The following is an 18,510-nucleotide window of genomic DNA, read 5'->3' on the forward strand; positions in this document are numbered from 1 at the left end:
GCTTATCCGCGCTTGATCGAGGCCAGGGGGTGTTCTGGCGGGTAGGTCGGGGTCAGCGGTTTTTTCGCACCGAGCATCACGCACATCAGCGCGTCTTCATCGCCGATGTTGATTTCTTCGCGGTACACGCCGGGCGGCACGGAAATCACGTCGCGGTCGGTAAGGATGGTTTCGAAGCGCTCGCCGTCCTTTTCGATGATCACCTTGAGTTTGCCGCGCAGCACGAAGAACACTTCTTCAACGTCGGTGTGCAGGTGCGGCGGACCTTCGTGACCGGCCGGAATCACCATGGTCGAGAACGTGAAATTCTCCGACGGGATAGTGTTCATGTCCGAGGTCACGCCGGTGCCACCGGTGCCGATGTAGCGCATTTGCGCGCGGCGGAATTTCGGGTCGTAGTCGGCCTGGAATTTCAAGGCGTTCCAGTCGTACTTGCGGGTTTCGTAGCGCGCGATACGGGTTTTCATCCAGCTTTCGAGATCGCTGCCGGCCGGCTGTTCCCAGCTTTTCGGGGCGTCGTGCTGGGACGCTGAGTGTGCATTGAGGTTTGCAGAAAGGTCGGTCATGGCAGTCTCCAATATCAAGGCATGACGAACCCGCCGTTGACCGGCAAGGTTTGTCCAGTGATGAAGCGGGCGAGGTCGGACAGCGCGAACAACACGGCGCCGCTGACATCTTCGGGAAGTTGTGGGCGTTGAATGGCCCGTTGGTCGTTGTACAAACGGTGGCGGGCTTCAGGCACATAAGCCGTGGCTTCGACCAGCACCAGGCCGGGCGCGATGGCGTTGACCGTGATGTTGTCGGTCCCCAGTTCGCGGGCCAGGCTGCGGGTCATGGCGATGATTGCGCCCTTGCTCGCGACATACGCCAGCAGGTTCGGCGCGCCCCACAGCGGGGTGTCGGAGGCCAGGTTGACGATGGCGCCATGACCGCTGGCGCGCAGGGCCGGCAGACACGCCTTGGTCATCAGCCAGGTGCCGCGCACGTTGACTTGCATGACCTGATCCCAGGTGTCCAGGCTCAGCTCTTCGCAGGTCTTGCCGCCGGAGTTGGTGATCGAGGCGTTGTTCACCAGACCGTCGAGCCCACCGAGCAAACGGGTGGTTTCAGCAATGCAGGCATCGATCGAATCCGGTTGCGCCAGGTCGACCGTCACGCCGTGCACGGCCAGGCCTTCAGCGACCAGTTCGGCGGCCGATTGCTGCACGCGTTCGGCGAGAATGTCGGCGATGACCACATGGGCACCGGCCCGGCCGATGGCCTGGGCAAAGGCGTAACCCAATCCGCGGGCGCCACCGGTGACCAGCACGCGACGGCCTTCGAGCAAGCGATTGAAGGTCGTCATCATTGGGTACTCAGCATGGCTTTGGGCATGTAGTGCAGGACACGTTTTTCGGTCCAGACCACCGCGCCGTAAGCGAGTACACCGATCAGCGTGAGCATGACAATGGCCACGAACACGCCTGCGGTATTGCCCTGACCTTCGGCATCGACCAGCAGGAAGCCCAGGCCCTGATTGCCGCCCACCAGTTCACCGACGGTGACACCGATGACGGCCAGGGTGGAAGCAATGCGCAGGCCGGAGAACAGCGCGGCCATGGCCGAGGGAAACTCCACCAGGCGAAAGATCTGCCAGCGACTGGCGTTCATGGTCCGCACGAGGTTGATCATGTCCGGGTCCACGGTGCGGATTGCCGACAGTACGTTGATCATCACCGGGAAGAATACGATCAGGATGGCGATCAGGATCTTCGGGTAAATGGTGTAGCCCAACCACATGACAAACAGCGGGGCGAAGGCGACTTTCGGGGCGATCTGCAGGGCGAGGATGTACGGCGACAGCATGGCCTCAGCGGCGGGCGAAAGGCCCAGCGACACACCGATCACCACGCCGAGCAGGGCACCCAGGCCGAAGCCGACAATGATTTCGAAGGCGGTGATCAGGGTGTGTTGCAACAGGCCGCCGGTGTGCCACATCACCAGGCTTTCCTGGGCCACGCGGCTCAGCTGCGGCATCACGAATTCGGGCATGCCGAGCAATCCCGGGCCCCATTGCCAGAGCACCAGGAACAGGATCAGCAGGGCGACGCTGCCGAGCATGGAGTTATTAAGGTTTTTCATCGTGTCGGTACCTTGTTGTCACTGGCCGTCATTGCGCGGCTGTTTGGGTGTCGATGAACTGGTTGGTGTACAGGTCGTCGAGCTTCGGCTCCTGGGTGACGATGCCTTCGCTGACATAGAACTGACGGACCGTTTCAAGTCGCGCCGGATCGATGCGCCCCGGTACCACCTGATTGGCGTAGACGTGCTCGACATAGAGCTTGAAGACCTTCTCCAGCGACGCTTCCTTGCCGGCATAAGCCGGGACCGCCTTGGCGAATGTGGCCGCTGCGGCTTTGGGGTCGGCAATGATGTCGTTCATGCCTTGCAGGGTGGCCTGGACCACATCGCGGACAATCTGCGGGTGATGCTCGATAGCGTCGTCGGACGCGAGAATCGCCTGGGCCATGCTTTCGAAGATCTGCGCCTGCGGGATCAGCCTGATCTTCACCCCGGCTTCTTCGGCGTTGACCACCCAGTCCGGCACGCCCGCCATCGCCTGGGACTTGTCGGCCGAGAACAACTGCCAGACGCCCGAGGGACCGGCCGCCTGGATGTTCACATCGGTCTTGCTCAGGCCGGCTTTGCGCAGCGAGGCGAGTAGGGCGTAGTAGGTGGTGTCCGAGTAGGACATCACCGTCATGGTCTTGCCCTTGAGGTCGGTGATGGCGTTGATGTTCTCCGCCGCATTGGTGGCAATCATGGTTACGCCGCCGGCGCCGAGCACCGCGACGGCGCGCACTGGAATCCCGTTGGCCCGCACCACGATCGGGGTATCGCCGATGGCGCCGCCGAGCATGGCGTTACCGGCGCCGATCTGTTTTGCCACGTCCACGCCGCCCTTGGCAGCAATGAAAGTCATGTTCAGGTTTCGGGCGGCGTAGTAGCCCTTCTGCTGCGCGATGATCCATGGGGCGAACGCCGGCGAGTTCGGTGGCGCCGGCAACAGGTAAGTCACGTCGGTCGACTGCGCCTGAGCGGCGAAAGCCATGCCCAGGCCGAGCGCGATGCCGGTGACCTGGCTGAAGCGTTGAAACAGAGACTTGAACATGCGTACTCCTCAATCGGTTGATGGCCACACGGGCGTGGATCAATGCAGTTCGGTGTCTTCACTGACCTGCAGCAACTCCATCAGGCGGCCGACCAGCGGGCCGATCTCCGGCAGCTTGCGGCGCTCCAGCGGGTTGTCGCGAAACGGCAGATCAATGTTGATTTCTTCGATGATGGTGCCGGGGCGGGCGCTCATGACCAGCAGTCGGTCAGACATGGCGATGCCTTCGATCAGGTCATGGGTAATGAACAGTGCGGTTTTCTTTTCATCGAACAGCATCCGCGCCATGTCCTGTTGCAGGATCATCTTGGTCTGCGCATCCAGCGCCGAGAACGGCTCGTCGAGGAACAGTACCTGCGGGTCGATTGCCAGGGTGCGGGCCAAGGCAGCACGCTGGCGCATGCCACCCGACAGCTGGAACGGGTAATGGTCGGCAAAGCCTTGCAGGTGGCAACGATCGAGCAGATCTTTGGCCACGGCCTGACGCTTGGCGGCCGCCACACCTTGTATTTCCAGGCCCAGTTCAACGTTGCGGCGGATGCTGCGCCACGGCATCAACAGGTCTTTTTGCAGCATGAACGCGACCTGACGGACCGGGCCGGTGACCGCTTCACCGCCGACGAACACTTCGCCTTCGGTCGGACGATAGAGGCCGGAACCCATGTTGAGGATGGTGCTCTTGCCGCAACCGGAAGGGCCGATGATCGACACCACTTCACCACGGCGAATCTTGAAGTTGACCCCGCGAATGGCGAACGGCGCTTCGGGCTTGCCCTTGGCTGGGAAACATTTACCGACATTGCGGAATTCAATCTCGGTCGGCTCCAGGTCTTCCTTGGGAGCGGATTTGTTCCATTGAGGGGTGACGGCGTACATCTCTTTCACAGCCATTGGGAAGGGTCTCTGGTCTGTTTTATAGGTGATACGGTGTTTAGTGCATGAACAATGCCAGAGAATGGCTAATTCGCTTTTATGTTGAAAAACCATTTAAAAACAATGATTTAATGAGAATTTAAAGATTTGATGGCGTTTCATATATGAAACGTAGTTTCTTATATGGCACGAAATTGCACATCGATTGTGGGAGGCTCGATGATTTGCGAGTAGGCAGTGCTTTTTTAAGTAACGCTGAGCGTGTGGAAATAACGAATTTGTTTTAAATGTGAAACAAAGTTTGCCGAAACAAAAAACGGGCCCCCATAAGGCGCCCGTTTTTTATTACGAGAAGATTGTGAAATGCGTCGGCGCACTGACTACTGGCCGTATAAACGTGTGTTCTTTGCTGAGGATGCCGACGCTTTCTCTCAAACAGCCTCCCCCAGAGGGAGGCTGTCATCGTCAGAAGTCGAAGAACACCGTTTCCGATTCGCCTTGAAGGTGGATGTCGAAGCGGTAGGCCAGCTTCCCGTCAACCGTGCAGCGCCGGGCAATCAGGGATTCACGCCGATGTGGCTGTTCGATCAGATTCAATACGGGGTCCACTGCATTCGCCTCGGATTCGTCGTCGAAATACAACCGCGTCTGCAGGTGAATGTTGATGCCCCGGGCGAACAGCGACACATTGATATGCGCTGCCATGGGCACACCCGAGGCATTTTTCACCAGGCCAGGCTTGACGGTTTCGATCGTCCATTCGCCGGCATCTGTGGTGGCGGTACGACCAAAGCAGTTGAAGGGTTTTTCCAGATCGAAACCGCTGTCGTAGTGGCCTTGGTGATTGGCCTGCCAAAGCTCTAGGAACGCGTCGCGAATCAAGTGGCCGTTACCGTCATAAACATGACCCAGCAATAGAATGTGCTCACCTGGCGCGCCAGGTTTTGCCATCACATTCCAGATTTCCTGTTCCCGCGGCGGGTTGCCGGCCGCTTCCAGTGCCAGTCCGATATGCACATAGGGGCCGGCTGTTTGCGACGGGGTTTCAGGCAGAAGTTGAACGGGCATGTGCAGGCCTCCTCAGCAGTTTTCGAAGTGGGTCTTGCGCTGGCCGCGCAGGACGATATCAAAGCGATAAGCCAGGCAATCCATAGGATTGGCCATGCTCATGTCGAGCCTGGCGATCAGGCTCTGTACCGCTTGCGGATTGGCGATCGACTTGACGATCGGGCACATGGGGATCAACGGATCGCCTTCGAAATACAGCTGGGTAATCAGGCGCGTGGCAATGGACGGGCCACTGATGGAGACATGGATATGGGCGGGTCGCCAGTCGTTGGGACCGTTGCGCCATGGGTAGGGGCCGGGTTTGACCGTACGGAAGCTGTAGTTGCCATCGCGATCAGTCAATGCACGGCCGACGCCGCCGAAGTTCGGATCAAGAGGCGCCAGGTAACTGTCTTTTTTATGCCGGTAACGACCACCCGCATTGGCTTGCCACATCTCCACCAAGGTGTGTGGAATCGGCTTGCCGTACTGATCACAAACCCGACCCGCGACGATGATGCGTTCGCCGATTGGCAGGCCACCGTGATTGAAGTTCAGCAGCAGGTCGTTATCGTGTTGGCCCATCTTCAGATGGGAAAAATCCGGACCGCTGGTTTCCGAGACAGACTGGGGAATGCTCACCAATGCCTGGCGGGGGGAGCGCAGGATCGAAGTCTTGTAGTCAGGTGTCAGGGCTTTGGGATGCCAATTACGGTCACGAATGGCGAAGCGGCTCTCGTGCGCATCAGACATGTCGATTTTCCTATTGTTATGGTTGGTCAGAGGCAAGCGCTGCGATGGCAGCGACTTGCAGCCCAGTCTCCTCTTGTGCGGCCCAACCCAAAATTGAAAAAAACGACTTGTTGCATGTCCAAATGGTTATGGATATTTCCCTTCGCGATATTCTTGCCCGACCTCGCGCAATGCCTCCACGCACCACTGGGCGGCGGGTGTCACCGGCAACACAGGATTTGTGCAGAGCCCCACGGAACCACCGGCTTCACGCATCCCCAGCTCCACCAGCTCACCTAGCTTCAAGTCCTGCCTGACCGCGTCAAAAGGCGCGACCCAGATTGCCTGGCTGAATTGGACGTAGCGCCGGCTCAGGGCAATCGACAGGGTTTCCAGGCGTTGGCGCGAGGGTGTGATCCCGTGCTGCACAAACAGGCTGTCGGCGAATTTGCGGATCGTCGTCCCCGCCAGCGGCAAGACCACCGGATAGTCTTCGAGGTTTTTATGCCCCGGTGGATCACTCAGCACTGGATGGTCCTTACGTACCACCAGGGTCATGGACTCGCTGTAAAGGTGCTCGAACGTCAACCCGTGAATCGATGGGCTATCGGTCATTCTGCCAACCACCAGGTCCAGCTCGCCGACACGCAGTCGGGACAACAGGTAGGCGCTCGGCCCGGTCACGACACTGACCGCCAAGGCGGGATGCCGGTCGTGTAAACGGCAGACAACCTCAGGCACCAACAGGCTTTCGACGGTGGATAGCACGCCGAGCCGTACGGCAATCGGCTCATGTACACCGGAGCGCAAACTGTTGACCCCTTCGCGCAGCGATTGCACGCTCGGCCCCGCATAACGTAAAAAGGCCACCCCGGCCTCGGTCAGCGTCGAGCCCTTTTTGCTCCGCTCAAACAGCCTGGCAGCCAGCAGGGACTCCAGCTCCTTGAGGGTTTTCGAAAGCGCCGGCTGGCTGATTGCCAACTTGTCGCAGGCACGTGCCAGGCTGCCCTGGCGCGCCACCTCGAGAAAACACACCAGATGACGGAATTTGATTCGGGTGTCGATGTTCAATTTGGTGCTCTGCCTTCGTGGTGTGGCATTCATTATTCCTGGTGACCGATGCCGGCAAAACGGTGGTTATCGGTCGACATTCGGCAGTTCGCAGCCCGGGATCAGTCGTCCCAGTTTGACCGCCTGGCGATAAAGCACCTGCATGAGCTGCGTGGCGGATTCGCCAAGCGGCTCGAACCGCGAGTAGACAAAGCTGATATCGAAATGAATCGCCTCAACCAGCGGCACGACGATCAGCCCGCTGTCCTGGGCCACGAATTCATCGATGATGGTCAGTCCCATGCCTTGCTTGACCAGGGCGACCGCTTCGTTGGCATTGGTGAAATTCAGCATGGAGCTGAGGTTCAGGCCCTGGCGTTCGATCTCGTCGGCCAGCAACCGGCCAAAAGGCATGTCGGGGCGAAACAGCAACAACGGCTGGTCGACCAGTTCGTGCAGTGACAATGAAGCTCGGTGGGCAAAGGGGTGATCGGCCGGCATCACGCAGACCATGCGTGCGCGCATGAAGGGCAGCGAGTGCAGGTGGTCATGGATCAGCGGCAGCGCTGAGACAGCCAGGTCGACCTTCTTCGAGAGTATCTGGTTGGGCATGTCGCCCATCAGCGTGGTTTGCCATTCAATGTTCAGCGATGGCAATTGCTGCTTGAGCTTGGCCAGGGCGAACGGGATGACCACCGTCGACAGTGAAGCACTGCAGCAGATGCGCAGCTGACGGTGGGGGCCGTTGGCCAGGGCCAACGCACACTCATTGACGGCCAGCGCGGCCTGGTAGACACGCTCGACTTCCCGGTAAAGGGTCACGGCTTCGGCGGTGGGCACCAGGCGATTGTTGATGCGCTGGAACAGGCGGTAGACCAGCCGACTCTCGATATAGGCGATCAGCTTGCTGACTGCCGGCTGCGACACGTAGAGCATTTTTGCCGCACCGCTGATCGAGCCGGTCAGCATCACCGCCCGGAACACTTCCATGTGCCGCAGCTTGAACACCATCGTGTTGGCGCCGGGGCCTTCGCCGTAGGGCATGGGTCATTAACCTTTGGTTATTGTTCGAGCGATCTGTGTATGAGCGCTATTGATCGCCGGGTCGTATCTTCACTGCAACGGCATCGCCCACCGCGGCGAACAATAACAAAGATCAGTGAGCAAGCGCAGTGACGCTTGGCGGGAGCAGCCTTGAGCATCTACGACGAACCGAAGATCGATTGCCATAACCATCTGTTTGATCCCGCACGGTTTGCCTATCGCGCCGACACGGTTTACGCACCCGCCGGGCAGGAGGTCGCGACCCTGGAGCAGTTCGGTCGGGTGATGGGCGCCTATGGTGTGCAACACGCTTTGCTGGTGGGGCCGAGCAGTGGCTACCGCACGGACAATCGTTGCCTGCTGCATGCGCTGGCGCACAGCGAAGGCCGCTTCAAGGGGATTGCCGTTGTCGACCACGACACGCCCCTGGATGAGCTGGCAGCGCTCAAGGAACAGGGCGTGGTGGGCATCGCGTTCAATCCGGCGCTGGAAGGCGTGGAGGTCATGAGTGATGCGGCCGGGCTTTTCGGGCGGCTCGCCGAACTGGACCTGTTCGCCCAGATCCAGGTCCAGGGCAATCAACTGGTCGAGTTGCTGGGCTTGATTGAATCGACTGCACCGCGACTGCTCATCGACCACTGTGGCCGTCCCGACGCCCGTGCAGGCCTCGGCCAACCAGGGTTCCAGGCGCTACTGGGGCTGGCGGAAAGCGGCCGGGCCTGGGTGAAAATCTCCGGCATGCAGAAGTTCGCCGACCACGATCATCTCGATGAGCAAGCCGGTGCCTACGTGCGGGCGCTGCTCCAGGCCTTTGGCCCGGAGGCTTGCGTGTGGGGTTCGGACTGGCCGTTCATTCGCGAGCAATCGCGTGTGGACTACGGGCCGCTGCTCAAGCTGGCTGAGCGACTGATGCCCGATTTCAGTGAAAGGAAAAAGGTGATGTGGGACACGCCACGGCGACTGTTCGGTTTTGGCGCGCGCTGAACCGGCCCAGGGCAGTGGTGCTGCCAGTAAAACTCCGATAATAACAAGGAACACAATCATGACGACCGACAATAGATTTGCGGCGGCAACGCTCGCCTGTCCGGCGGCGCAAACCGCCAGGACCCGTACCCGATTCATGATCCTGGCGCTGATTTCCGGTGGCACCATGATCAACTACCTGGATCGCAGCGTCATGGGCATCGCCGCCCCCAGCATCAGTGCCGACCTGGGCCTGAACGCGGTCATGATGGGGCTTATCTTCTCTGCATTTTCCTGGACCTACGCAGCCGCGCAGATTCCCGGCGGCATCCTGATCGACCGGCTGGGAACCAAGTTCACTTATTGGCTGGCGCTGACGTTATGGTCGTTGTTCACCGGCCTGCAAGGTCTTGCCCAGGGCTTTTTCTCGTTACTGGGCTTTCGCCTGCTGGTGGGCGCCACCGAAGCACCGTGCTTTCCCACCAATAGTCGGGTGGTCGCGACCTGGTTCCCGCAGAGCGAGCGGGCACGGGCGACCGGCATCTATACCTTCGCTGAGTACGTCGGTCTGGCGTTTCTCACGCCGCTGCTGTTCTGGGTGTTGCACGCCCATGGCTGGCGTGTGCTGCTGATGGCGGTGGGCATCCTGGGTGTGCTCTATGGTCTGGTGTGGTGGCGCAAGTACCACGAGCCCCATGAGTCGACCACGGCCAATCAGGCCGAACTGGATTACATCGCCGAAGGCGGCGGGGTGATCGATGGCGGCCAGAAAGCCACGCGGTTTTCCTGGTCGCAGATTCCGGCACTGCTCAAGCATCGCAACATGCTGGGGATCTGCCTGGGGCAGTTCGCCTGCAACTCGACCAACGTGTTCTTCCTGACCTGGTTTCCCACTTATCTGGTCACCGAGCGGCACATGCCCTGGCTCAAGGTGGGTTGGGTGGCGGTGCTGCCGTTCATCGCGGCTTCACTCGGCACCCTGGCCGGCGGCTGGCTGTCGGACGCGTTGCTGCGCCGCGGCTACTCGTTGAACGTCGCGCGTAAGTTGCCGGTGATCGCAGGCCTTTTGACCGCATCGGTGATCGTGCTGGCCAATTACGTGGACTCCGACGCACTGGTGATCGCCATTCTGTGCGTGGCCTATTTCGCCCAGGGCATGTCGGCGCTGGCCTGGATGATCGTCTCCGATATCGCCCCCAAAGGCTTGCTCGGCTTGAGCGGTGGTGTGTTCAACCTGTTCGCCAATGCGGCCGGCATCGTGACCCCGTTGACCATCGGCGTGATTGTCACGACCACGGGGTCGTTTGTCTGGGCCCTGGCTTTCGTGTCCTCGATCACCGTCCTGGGGGCGCTGTGTTACCTGTTCATGGTGCGCGACCTGCGTCGCCTGCCGGAAATCCAATCCGTTCAACAAGGAGCAAATTGATGACTCGATACCTTGAAGGCCAGACGGCCATCGTTACCGGCGGCATGCGTGGCATCGGCCTGGGCATTGCGCGGCGCTTGCACACCGCTGGCGCGCAGATCGTCATCTGGGACCTGGCGGTCGATGGCTGGGACAGCGTCGCCAACGGCTTTGAACCGGTGATGCGTCAAGCCGTCAATGTCGCCTCGCTGGCGTCCGTGGAGGCGGCATTCGGTGAGGTCGTTGCGCAACAGGGGCGCGTCGACATCCTGGTCAACAATGCCGGTATCAACGGGCCGGTTGCTCCTTCCTGGGAGTACCCGCCAGCCGCCTGGGACCAGGTCATCGCCATCGACCTGACGGGCGTGTTCTATTGCTGCCGCACGGCGATCCCGCACATGCGCGAGCGAGGCTACGGGCGCATCGTCAACGTTGCCTCAATGGCCGGCAAGGACGGCGTGCAATACATCAGCGGTTATTCGGCAGCAAAGGCCGGTGTCATCGCGTTTACCAAGGCGGCAGCCAAGGAGTTGGCCCAGGACGGCGTGCTGCTCAATTGCATCGCGCCGGCCATGGTGGAAACCGGGCTGCTGGCGCAAATGACCCCCGAGCACATTGCCGCGAGCAAGGCCAAGATTCCCATGGGGCGTTTCCTGCAAATCGAGGAGATCGCCAACATGGTGACCTGGATCGCCGGGCCCGAGTGCAGCTTCACCACAGGCTTTGTGTTCGACCTCAGTGGCGGCAGGGCCACCTATTGAGAGGCTTGGGTGTCGCGCACCTCACCGCACTGGAGCTGGCGCCCGATGCGCTGGTGCGAGAGGCGGCGCGCGCGGGTTTCAGTTCGGTCGGCCTGCGCCTGCACCCGGCCATGGCGGGTGGCATCGCTTACCCGTTGGCGCCGGGCAGCCAGGCGCTGCGGCAGTTGAAGACCACGCTCGATCGCGAAGGCGTGGTGGTCAACGAGATCGAATTCGTCGAGCTGACACCGCAAGTGGACGTCGCCGGATTTGCGTCGCTGCTGGAGTCCGGGGCGCAACTGGGCGCGCGTTGCCTCACTGTGTCGGGCGACGATCCGGAGCAATGCCGGCTCACGGATAATTTCGCTGCCGTGTGCGAGTTGGCAGCCGGTTATGGCCTGCGTGTGGATCTGGAGTTCATGCGCTGGCGTCACATTGGCAACCTGCAACAGGCCGTCGCGTTGATCGCGGCGGCGGGGCAGGCCAACGGCGGCTTACTGCTGGATGCGTTGCACCTGTTCCGCTCCAACGGTAACGCCGCTGCCGTGGCGCAACTGGATCGGCGTTACATCCATGGCGTGCAGTGGAGCGATGCGCTGGCGCTGGCGCCCACGGGGGAGGGCATCATCCGCGAAGCCCGCGAGGGTCGCCTGCCGCCCGGTCAGGGGCAGTTGCCCTTGGCCGGGTTGCTCAAAGTCCTGCCACCCCAAGTGCACTGGAGCGTGGAAATCCCGTGCCCCGCGACATGCGCACCTGAGCGGTTGGCTCAAGCTTTCACGATCACCCGGGCCTGGTTGGCCAGTACTTGCTCCTAAGTATGTGGTCGATGGTTGTGGTGGTTATACGGCCAAGAGGATGTCGCGGTATCGGCCGATGGGCTCGGTGGCGGGGCGGCGAGCTCTTCAAGGTGGGCGATGATGTCGTCCGGCTTGAGCACCAGTACGTCACTGTCCAGGGAATCCAGAATCATCTCGGCAGTGTTGCCGATCAATGCGCCGGACAGCCCGGTACGGGCCACGCTACCGATGACCGTGAGTGCGGCTTCGAGCTTGTGCGCGATGTACGGGATCAGCACATCGGCTGAGCCTTCCTCGATATGCAGGCGATCATCGCTGATGTTGAATTCTGCCTGGAACGTCTTGCACAGTTCGCGATATAGAGCCTGAATGCTTTCCTTGAGCTGGAGTACGGGGTTGGCTGCCGAGAGCAGAGGGTAGGGGTGGGCGCTCATCATGTGTAGAGTGCCGCCGGCCATTGCGGCGATGTCGTACCCGTGGCTAACGATGCCGGAATGCAGGACGCGGTGCTCCACGTCACTGTTACCGGCATCAATGGCCGCGAGAATGGTGCCACCGGTCCAGGGTCTTGCGGTTTTTACGATCAGTACCGGGCTGGGGCAGTATCGCAACAGCTTCCAGTCCTCGGGGGTGAGAAGGGCTTTGATCAGTGATGTGTGGGGTAGGTGCTGCTTGATTACCAAGCCGCATCCCACCGCCTGTTGGGCGGCGATGATGGTTTTGTGTGAGCTTCCGTGCCAGGCCTGCTGGGTACTGACGCTATAACCTTGCTGTGTCAGTTCGCCTTGAATGTCGTTCAGGTAAGAGCCATGGTGGTTTCCCTTGTCGCAGGCCAGCAGATGCAGGTGCGACCGGGTAGCGCCGGCAATCATTTTGGCTCTGTTCAAGATCAGATCCCTGGGCTGCTGTGAATCCACTACCACCAACGTGTTGCGAATGGTGTGCATGAGTGTCTTCCTTTGCCGAGTACAGTTTTCTTGTGGGTGGCGGGAACTCTTGGCCTATACCCTTTCGAGCGGGGTGTACGCGTACTGGCCAACCGTTGCCCGCCTGTTAGCCGAAAGTTCACTTGCCGGCATCACGCAGTCGACAGCTAAAGTCGAATCTTGCCCAATCAGTCCGATTGTGACGCTTGAATCGAGCGGGCATTGAAAGCATGGAAGTAGTACTGATCGTTTATGCAACTACGCAATATGACTCTCTGGCACTGGCGCCGTTGTTCCATTGCATCTATATTAAACAGAGTAAGTTGTAACGCGGCCGGTACACTTTACCTCGGAGGTATCGCGTTACTTCTTGTCGGTTGCGCTACTGGCAAAGAAAGCGCAATAGCATCCGCCGCCTCAATGCCTTGATTACCTGCGCTTTTTTCGCCCGAACAAGTTTCACACCCCCCGTGGATACCCAGATCCTGGAGTTATGCTCAAGTTGCTCTCCGGCGAGCGTTTTTGCTCGCGCAACTGAATGATTGAGTATGGTGGCTATTCTGCTTGATGCTTAGTTGATTAGTCGGTTGAGCTAGTTGATTTTCTGCTAAGTAAACTCTAAATAAACCCCATTCGATCTGATGAAGTAGCACCTTTGCTGCTGATCGAAACACCTTAAGCAGATTCCCATTATTCAATGGCAAATATGCCGAATAATTCAAGTAGACTTGTCGCGAGGGTTTCCTGAGTGCGATGGGCCAGATGCTGCCATGGACTGGATCACTTGTTTTGTTCAAGCTCCGTTACGCGAAGAGACAATGTGCTCGTCCGATGCCACTGTGACTGGGACTTGCTTGAAGGCCGGCTTATGGCCAAGTGCTGCCGGTTGCCCGAACGCTTTCTGACCCCGCCGGGATCTGGAGATTGGATTCGGCCTTAAGCATCCAGATCAAGCTGGTCATAGCTCTTCAGCGTCTCTCGAAGACTTGTGCTGCTGGCCGGTTCACCGCGGATGCGATCATGCCGATCTCGATCAGAACTGCAAAAAGAATGCGGGGGTGGTTTCCTAGGCCACCCTCGCATCCGTTCACGCGCAAAGCCTCAAACGCTGCCAAAAAAGATGTCGGTACTCTGAAGATCGACCCCGACCAAGGTGATGGTCGTTGCTTGTCCGCCAGTCTCGGCAACCGTCACGACGCTGTCTGCGCCGGTGTTGTCGATCGATTGGACAACGGCATTCGGGTCACCGTTGAGCACCAGCTTGTCTTGCACGCCAGCGCCCACATCGAAGCCGGTAACCTGGTACAGGTTCTCATTGACTGACAAATCGATGTTGAACGCATCTTGCTCTCCGGCCGTGCCAACCAGCGTGAAGTCGAAGGGGGCGTTGGCCGGTTCGTTGGCGAACAGGTTGGCGTCAAACGTACTCGTCGCCGAGTCCCCGTCCTTGTCCGTCAGCGTCGCGCTGAACGCCAACCGGACATCGCTGGCCAGACTCTCGCTCTCCTGAATGAACTGGATCACCGGGATCTTGATATCGCCCCGGCCCATCGTCAGCTGAACAGCGTCGATCAGTGACGTACCCTCCTTCTCGACGAGGAAGGACACCTGCCCGCCAGCCTCCGGCGTCAGGGTGTTCACCTCGAAGCGGTCCGAAAACGTGCCATCGGCGTAGTAGATCCTGTAGTACAGGTCTTCGGTCGCGGTGTTGTAACCCGCCACGGAGTTGTCGATGAAGACCTTCATTGCCGTCAGCAGGCTCTCTGGATTGATGACGAAACTTTCATCGGCGGCGCTGATTGCCGCCAGGTTATCTCCCTGGAAAACGTTGTTGGCTACGCCGATGCCGGACGTGCTGACGTTCATGGCCCTCGGGTCGATGTACGACGGCAGGGGGGTGGACTGTAGCGCGGCTTCGGTGGGGTCGGGTGCTCCGAGCCCGATGCCGGTCAGGATGTCCGCAGTCGACGCAAGCGCCTTCGCGGAAAAGAACACAATCTCCTCGGAGGCCGAAGGAATAGCCGGGTTATTCGTCTGAGGAATCAACAAGGTGCGTACTGGGTCCGGGCCGCCGGCAGCGAGCGAGCCGTCGGCACTGCTGAGCACGATCGTCGAACTGAAGCCTTGCACCAGATCCAGTGCATAGCGACCATCGGCATAGGCGGTCAGCGTGTAGTCGACAGTGGTATTCGCCGTTCCAACATTGTTGTCGAAATCACCGGTCAAGGTTCCCGCGAATTGGTATGCGCCATTGACATCCGGTGACTGCGCCAGCTCAGTGAGCGTGCCGCTCCCGGTCGTGGTCGTGTTGTCTGGCCTGACGAGGGTGAACTGGTTATTGACCAACGAGATATCCAGACCGGCCGCACCCAGCCCGTCGGCTCCCGTTTCCATATTCCAGAACCCGGATTGCGCAAGGACGCTACCGGTCCCGATCAGGTTGCCGAAAGCGAGTGCCGGGCCGTCATCCCTGAACACCAGGTTCTGCCCGATGTTCAGCGTCGCCGGGGCGCTGTCGCCGTCCTTGTCAGTCTTGGTCGCCGTCAGCGTCACCAGGTTGTCCGAGGTCAGGCTCGTCGAGTCATCAGGATTGGCTGGGTCGGAATGCACCACGGCGCGGAGCTGGTCGAGCGTGACGCTGCCATTGGCCGCCACGCTGACCGTGAACACCAGCAGATTGCCCGTGGCTGTGCGGCCTTCGACCACGGTGCCATTGAGCGACAGGTTCACCGCCTGACCCGAGGCCGTGTCTGTCAGCCCGGAGGCCCCAGCCACCACGCCCAGCGCATAGGTCAGGGTGCCAGCCCCATCCGCACCAAACTCTGAATTGAAGTTGGCGGCAAAGCTCTGGGTGGCGTCGGTGTCCAGTACTGTCTCGTCCACCGTCAGCGTCGGCTCTGCGCCGGTGGGGCTAATACTTGGCCCGTCGTCCTTGAACACCAGGTTCTGCCCGATGTTCAACGTCTCCTGGTCGCTGTCGCCCTCCTTGTCGGTAATGGTCGCGGTCAGCGTCACCAGGTTGTCCGAGGTCAACGTCGTCGAATCATCCGGATTGGTTGGGTCGGGATGCACCACGGCGCGGAGCTGGTCGAGCGTGACGCTGCCATTGGCGGCCACGCTGACCGTGAACACCAGCAGGTTGTCCGTGGCCGTGCGACCTTCCACCACGGTGCCATTGAGCAACAGGTTCACCGCCTCGCCCGTGGCCGTGTCGGTCAGCCCGGAGGCTCCAGCCACCACGCCCAACGCATAGGTCAGGGTGCCAGCCCCATCAGCACCAAACTCTGAATTGAAGTTGGCGGCAAAGCTCTGGGTATCGTTGGTCGACAGTACCGTCTCGTCCACCGTCAGCGTCGGCTCCGTGCCGGTAGTGGTGATGCTCGGTCCGTCGTCCTTGAACACCAGGTTGTGCCCGATGTTCAACGTCGCCGGGGTGCTGTCGCCGTCCCCATCGGTAATGGTCGCCGTCAGCGTCACCAGGTTGTCCGAGGTCAGGCTCGTCGAATCATCGGGATTGGTTGTATCGGGATGCACCACCGCCCGGATCTGGTCGAGTGTGACGACACCATTGGCGGCCACGCTGACCGTGAACACCAGCAGGTTGTCCGTGGCCGTGCGACCTTCGACCACGGTGCCATTGAGCGACAGGTTCACCGCGTCGCCCGTGGCCGTGTCGGTCAGCCCGGAGGCTCCGGCCACCACACCCAGCGCATAGGTCAGCGTGCCAGCCCCATCCGCACCAAACTCTGAATTGAAATTGGCGGCAAAGCTCTGGGCATCGTTGGTCGCCAGTACCGTCTCGTCCACCGTCAGCGTCGGCTCCGTGCCGGTGGGGCTGATGCTCGGTCCGTCGTCGTCGAAGATCATCTGGGAGCCGATTTCGGTGGTCGTAACAGAGGCTTTGACCAGCGTGAAACCACCGATATCAAAGTCGGCGTGGTTATTGCCTTTGGCGTCGAGGGCCGCCCCGTTCTCGACGAGCACGCGGTTGTGATCCGCCGTAGTGGTGTATTCAATCTGGTAGCCGGCTTTAACGCCGGTGATGGTGGCAACCCCTGCAGCAGTAAAGCTGATGGTAATGGCCGGATCATTCGCCGATCCGTCTGAATTCTCGATCACCAGCCCGGTGCTGTTGTTGATGACGCGCACATTGGTGATTGCAACCGGTGCATCGCCCGCGTATCCGTTGATGAAATCCGCGCCAGGTTCAGCAGCGGTGCTGAATGCGCTGATTTTTACGATAGCGCTCTTGCCGCTTTGCAATTGCACGACGTCGAAATTGGCCGACTTCGTGTTGTAGACGTCGGTAAAGTCGATGTCGGATTCAAGATCTGCTTCGTTCTGATCCAGGTTGGGAACGGTCACATCCTGCCTGGCACCCGTGACGAACGAAAAGCGAATGCCCTCTTGTTCCACAATCATCTGATTGTTGGTGCCGAAGGTGGTCGGGCCACCGGCCTGGCTGGTATTGATCGTGTCGCCAGTGTTTATGTTGACCCCGCTTGACTGGTCTGCGGGGTCCTTGCCGGTGGCAATGATGGTGGGATCCGTGATCCGCGTGACACCATCGACAATTTCAGTTTCCGGGTTCAATTTCGTGAACATCAGGAACAGGTTCTGACCGGAGGGTGCATTGGCCAGACTGAATTCCAGGTCCTGGCTGGTGCCGATGAAAACCTTATCCAGCAGATTGAGCGAATCATCGGCGTCCGTCATATCGGGATGCTTGAGCGGTTGGTATTCCACGACCCAGATCTTGCCGCCCGTGACCGGCAAACCGGTTTCGTCAATGTAGGCAGCGAACACGATCGCGCCGGCCGGGCCACCGGCTCGACCCAAAACGATGTTGTTGTCTTCCGTATCGGTATAGAGAAGGATGCTGGTGCCATCGAGGGTATCCAGTCCGCTGTCCAGGCCATCGAGCGGTGCGCCTGAGCTGTCGGTGAAGCTGATATCGGTAATGGTTCCTCCGGGCGCGGCGGTGACGGTGAATGCATCGCTGCCCGTGTTGTCCGCGGCACCGGTATAGCCGCTCAAGGCTGCACCCGTGGCGGTACCTGCCCCAAGTCCGGCCAAACGCTCAGCGAAGCTCGGGGGCAGGGACGCCACCAGAATGTCGTTGTCGTCAGCGTCCCCCGCAGGGGTTGGCGTGGCAGTGGCGTTCTGCAACCCGGCCGTTTCGTCCAGCGTGACGTCCGCGCCGGTCGCCACGACGCCCAAAGCGCTGGCTGTAACCGACGTTGTCACCACTGAGTCGTTGAGGTCAGTGGTGAGGGACGGAGTGTTTAGGGGGGACAGATCGTTCGTTAGCGACGAGTTTTTTTTGTGAGTAGCCATGACGTTCTCCAGAGCAATTGCAGGCACCAAAGCGGACCGTGGACCTTTTCCAGGTACATGCCACAACTATGGATAAACGCCGGGCGATATACATCGGCCGATACTCCCAGGCGGGGTGGGAGTTTCAGACTACTGGGAGGGGGAGACGGGATGACGCGAAGGAACGGCGCCGCCTGTTCCGCTTGTGAATGAGGACATGGCGCTGGTGTTCAAGGTCGCCGGGGCTTTAACCGCCAACGCGTCGAGCTGAGGCTGAACCTGCACAGGCGGCCGGGTAGAAAGGCGACATGGATTTAACTGGTCGAGAAGGGCCGGTCCTGGCCCAGAGTGTGTAAAAACACCTTCGCGAACCCTTGCTATGATTTCTGAGGATTTCATCGCAGGGATCGCCCATGAAGCGCTTTATCCAAGGTGAACATCGAGGTCAAGGCACCTTACTTCCCGA

The 18,510-nt window shown here is 60.0% G+C and carries 15 protein-coding genes; 4 read left to right on the forward strand and 11 right to left on the reverse strand.

The features are described 5' to 3' along the window. Positions 1–2: 2 nt before the first annotated feature. The 9 genes from KGB28_RS03475 to KGB28_RS03515 all read right to left on the reverse strand — a co-directional run bounded on the left by KGB28_RS03475 (position 3) and on the right by KGB28_RS03515 (position 7,897). On the reverse strand, positions 3–566 hold the full coding sequence (locus tag KGB28_RS03475) for a cupin domain-containing protein (protein ID WP_223442358.1): 564 nt from the start codon (positions 564–566) through the stop codon (positions 3–5). A gap of 14 nt (positions 567–580) precedes the next feature. Beyond that, on the reverse strand, positions 581–1,348 hold the full coding sequence (locus tag KGB28_RS03480) for an SDR family oxidoreductase (RefSeq protein WP_223442359.1): 768 nt from the start codon (positions 1,346–1,348) through the stop codon (positions 581–583). Beyond that, positions 1,345–2,121, reverse strand: coding sequence for an ABC transporter permease (locus KGB28_RS03485; RefSeq protein ID WP_150725552.1), 777 nt, complete (start codon positions 2,119–2,121; stop codon positions 1,345–1,347). The genes KGB28_RS03480 and KGB28_RS03485 overlap by 4 nt, the downstream gene beginning before the upstream one ends. A gap of 28 nt (positions 2,122–2,149) precedes the next feature. Beyond that, a complete protein-coding gene (locus tag KGB28_RS03490) occupies positions 2,150–3,151 on the reverse strand; it encodes an ABC transporter substrate-binding protein (protein ID WP_223442361.1) in 1,002 nt (333 codons plus the stop codon). 39 nt (positions 3,152–3,190) lie between these two features. Next, positions 3,191–4,027: an ABC transporter ATP-binding protein gene (locus tag KGB28_RS03495; protein WP_223442390.1), complete on the reverse strand. Its 837-nt coding sequence runs from the start codon at positions 4,025–4,027 to the stop codon at positions 3,191–3,193. A gap of 462 nt (positions 4,028–4,489) precedes the next feature. Then, a complete protein-coding gene (gene pcaG, locus KGB28_RS03500) occupies positions 4,490–5,092 on the reverse strand; it encodes a protocatechuate 3,4-dioxygenase subunit alpha (RefSeq protein WP_223442363.1) in 603 nt (200 codons plus the stop codon). Positions 5,093–5,104: 12 nt separating this feature from the next. Beyond that, positions 5,105–5,824, reverse strand: coding sequence for a protocatechuate 3,4-dioxygenase subunit beta (gene pcaH / locus KGB28_RS03505; RefSeq protein WP_150756345.1), 720 nt, complete (start codon positions 5,822–5,824; stop codon positions 5,105–5,107). 126 nt (positions 5,825–5,950) lie between these two features. After that, the gene (gene pcaQ, locus KGB28_RS03510; protein WP_223442364.1) at positions 5,951–6,874 is read right to left on the reverse strand and encodes a pca operon transcription factor PcaQ; all 924 of its coding nucleotides are present in this window, start codon (positions 6,872–6,874) and stop codon (positions 5,951–5,953) included. Between the two features lie 66 nt (positions 6,875–6,940). Further along, on the reverse strand, positions 6,941–7,897 hold the full coding sequence (locus KGB28_RS03515) for a LysR family transcriptional regulator (RefSeq protein ID WP_223442366.1): 957 nt from the start codon (positions 7,895–7,897) through the stop codon (positions 6,941–6,943). A gap of 150 nt (positions 7,898–8,047) precedes the next feature. Between KGB28_RS03515 and KGB28_RS03520 the strand changes: the two genes are divergently transcribed. From KGB28_RS03520 to KGB28_RS03535, 4 genes are read left to right on the forward strand one after another with little or no spacing between them, the layout of a single operon-like run. Next, positions 8,048–8,881, forward strand: coding sequence for an amidohydrolase family protein (locus tag KGB28_RS03520; protein ID WP_223442368.1), 834 nt, complete (start codon positions 8,048–8,050; stop codon positions 8,879–8,881). 58 nt (positions 8,882–8,939) lie between these two features. Next, entirely contained in the window at positions 8,940–10,286 is a 1,347-nt protein-coding gene (locus KGB28_RS03525) for an MFS transporter (protein WP_223442371.1), read from the forward strand. Beyond that, entirely contained in the window at positions 10,286–11,026 is a 741-nt protein-coding gene (locus KGB28_RS03530; protein WP_223442374.1) for an SDR family NAD(P)-dependent oxidoreductase, read from the forward strand. The genes KGB28_RS03525 and KGB28_RS03530 overlap by 1 nt, the downstream gene beginning before the upstream one ends. Then, on the forward strand, positions 11,023–11,820 hold the full coding sequence (locus tag KGB28_RS03535; protein ID WP_223442377.1) for a sugar phosphate isomerase/epimerase family protein: 798 nt from the start codon (positions 11,023–11,025) through the stop codon (positions 11,818–11,820). The genes KGB28_RS03530 and KGB28_RS03535 overlap by 4 nt, the downstream gene beginning before the upstream one ends. Here the strand turns inward: KGB28_RS03535 and KGB28_RS03540 are convergent. Continuing rightward, positions 11,817–12,749, reverse strand: coding sequence for a universal stress protein (locus KGB28_RS03540; protein ID WP_223442380.1), 933 nt, complete (start codon positions 12,747–12,749; stop codon positions 11,817–11,819). The two genes, KGB28_RS03535 and KGB28_RS03540, sit on opposite strands and share 4 nt — an antisense overlap. Positions 12,750–13,829: 1,080 nt before the next feature. Further along, entirely contained in the window at positions 13,830–18,065 is a 4,236-nt protein-coding gene (locus KGB28_RS03545) for a DUF5801 repeats-in-toxin domain-containing protein (RefSeq protein ID WP_223442383.1), read from the reverse strand. Between the last annotated feature and the right edge of the window lie 445 nt (positions 18,066–18,510).

Origin of the sequence: Pseudomonas sp. BF-R-19 (genome assembly GCF_019956445.1) — a bacterium.
GTDB lineage: Bacteria > Pseudomonadota > Gammaproteobacteria > Pseudomonadales > Pseudomonadaceae > Aquipseudomonas > Aquipseudomonas fluorescens_BH.